Origin of the sequence: uncultured Campylobacter sp., assembly GCF_937949835.1 — a bacterium.
Lineage (GTDB): Bacteria > Campylobacterota > Campylobacteria > Campylobacterales > Campylobacteraceae > Campylobacter_B.
In genome coordinates this window covers 1-2,323 of the sequence record NZ_CALEDC010000413.1, presented here as the reverse complement: position 1 = coordinate 2,323, position 2,323 = coordinate 1, and the positions used below count along the sequence as shown (strand labels likewise).

Annotated in this window: 2 protein-coding genes; one reads left to right on the top strand and one right to left on the bottom strand. The window is 51.2% G+C overall.

Annotated features, from left to right (window positions below):
- Nucleotides 1-56: 56 nt before the first annotated feature.
- On the bottom strand, nucleotides 57-950 hold the full coding sequence (gene cmoB, locus Q0256_RS09345; RefSeq protein ID WP_297962443.1) for a tRNA 5-methoxyuridine(34)/uridine 5-oxyacetic acid(34) synthase CmoB: 894 nt from the start codon (nucleotides 948-950) through the stop codon (nucleotides 57-59).
- Nucleotides 951-1,057: 107 nt separating this feature from the next.
- On the opposite strand from cmoB, the gene Q0256_RS09340 reads away from it, so the two are divergent.
- Nucleotides 1,058-2,113 (top strand): transglutaminase-like domain-containing protein, encoded by a 1,056-nt coding sequence (locus Q0256_RS09340; protein WP_297962442.1) that lies wholly within the window; start codon nucleotides 1,058-1,060, stop codon nucleotides 2,111-2,113.
- Nucleotides 2,114-2,323: the final 210 nt, after the last annotated feature.

Below are 2,323 nucleotides of genomic sequence, written 5' to 3'. Positions count from 1 at the left end.
CGGATCTCATTGCATATCAGTGCACGGGTACGCGAAAAATGTTTCAAAGGCGCGCATCACGCCCGAAGCCGCACGTAGATACGCCGCGGGGCGGGGTAGCCCTCGATCGTGCGCGAGCTATCGAGCGGATCTAGGAAATTTTCTAAGCTCTGCCCGTCGATCCACTCCGTTTTGCGCTGCTCACTAGCATCCGTGGGCTTTTGAGCCAAAATTTCAAAATCTCTAAATTTCGCTCTCTCGCACCAATTCTGCAGCGCGCCGACGGTCGGGACGAAGTAGATATTTGAAATTTTTGAGTAGCTGTTTTTCGGGCACAGCGCGAAATCGCCCGCTCCCTCGATATACATCGTGTCTAAAAACACCTCGCCGCCTGCATTTAGCGAGGCTCGCAGATCTTTTAGCATCTTTACGGGGTCGCTGCGATGATAGATGACGCCGAGGCAGAAGATCGTATCAAATTTGTGCTCGTAAAACGGCAGATGCTCTACGCCCAAAAGCTCGAATTTCGCGCCGCTGCGGAGGAATTTCTCGATGAAGCGAAACTGCAGATAAAATAGCGCGCTCGGGTCAAACCCCACTAGCCGCGCAGGCTTTAGAGCGCTTGCGCGAAACATATAGTAGCCGTTGTTGCAGCCCACGTCGGCGACGGTTTTGCCGCGCAGATTTAAAAACGGCTGCAGCAGGTTAAATTTCACGAAGCTTCGCCACTCGGCGTCGATAAAAAGATCATTCAGCGCAAAAGGCCCCTTGCGCCACGGCTTTAGCGCTCGCGCGATACGCAAAATTTCATCTCTCTGTTCTGCGTTCGCGCTAAAGCTTGCCCGCACGACGTCGCCGCATTCGCAGTCGCACTTGTCTATTTGCAGCGCCTCGATCGCGCTTAAAATTTCGCGGTTTTGCCCGCTTCGCAGCTTTTTAAAGTTCTCGTCTCTGATTTTTTGCAGATCCATTTTAATCCTAAAATTTCAAAATTTAGCGCCATTTTAACATAAAATTTTATCCATTTTAAGGCGCAAAGAGATAAAATCGACTTGCAATTCAAGCAAAGGAGCAAAAAATGCAAGAAGCAAAAACGAGAAAATTTAGTCTCAGATTTAATCACGAAATTTCAAGTAGTGGCGCAGAGGTGCGGCTTTGGCTGCCGTTAGTGCTGCAAGAGCCGTATCAGAGGTTGCTTGGCGAATATCATGCTCGCTCAAATGCACAAGAGTCGGCTATCTGCGGAGATCATATAAGCACGTACTACGCGCGCTTCGCACCCGATAAAGAGGCAAGAGCGGGCGTCGGCAAATACGGCGAGCAAGGTGTCGTAGGCGAAGACGACGATTATTTTGAGCTTAGCTTCGATATTGAAATTTCGGAGCGAAACACCGATTTTAGCAAGGTAAGCTTTAATGAAAACGAGCGCTTGAGTCCAGAGATCGAGGAGTTTTTAAAGCCATCAAAGCTAATTCCGGTAGAAGGCGCAGTAAAACAAAAATCAGACGAGATTACCGGCTCGCTTAAAGGCGATCTGGAAAAGGCACGCGCGATCTACGAGTGGGTCGCAAAAAATATGAGCCGCGATAATAGCGTGATCGCATGCGGTAGCGGCGATGCGGCGGCGATTTTAAGCAGCGGCAAGCTAAGCGGCAAATGCGCCGATATTAATAGCGTGTTCGTCGCGCTCTGCAGGGCAGCGGGCATTCCTGCTCGCGCTATTTACGGCATCCGCACGGGCGCAGCGCAGAAATTTTCGCCTGAAATGGGCGTCATGGGCGCCTTAAGTGGTGGTGCGCTTGAAATTTCCGGTGCGCAGCATTGCAGAGCGGAATTTTATCTAAAAGGTCACGGCTGGATCCCCGTCGATCCCGCGGACGTTACAAAGGTGCGATTGGGCGAGAACTTAAGCGAGGATGATTCTAGGCTGGCGCGAGTGCGGGAGTATCTTTTCGGTAACTGGGAGCCGTGCTGGCTGGGCTTTAACTACGCTCGCGAAATCGTGCTAAATCCGCGCCCGGCGCACGTTCCGATTGAAATTTTTTCGCATCCGTATTGCGAAGTGGGCGGTACGCCGAAAGATCCGTACTCGCCTAAAAATTTTATCTACGAGTATTTTTCGCGAGAAATTTAATCCTCTGGTGGCTTGCATTTTACCGCCTTACCGCCGCATTTTGCTTAAGCTAAGCCGCCGCGCTTCGTCAAAGCTTAACCGTTTCATCGAAACGCACGCTTAGCTTTGCGACAGCGGCGCTTTTGCGTGGTTTTCCTGTGCCGCCGATACATACTGCCTGCGCGCCTAGTTTGCGGGCTATCATGCCCGCTTGGGCGAAATTTCGCGCTA

Bases quoted from the DNA above. Each gene is read 5' to 3' on its own strand.
- cmoB (WP_297962443.1), bottom strand. From the start codon at position 950: ATGGATCTGCAAAAAATCAGAGACGAGAACTTTAAAAAGCTGCGAAGC.
- Q0256_RS09340 (WP_297962442.1), top strand. From the start codon at position 1,058: ATGCAAGAAGCAAAAACGAGAAAATTTAGTCTCAGATTTAATCACGAA.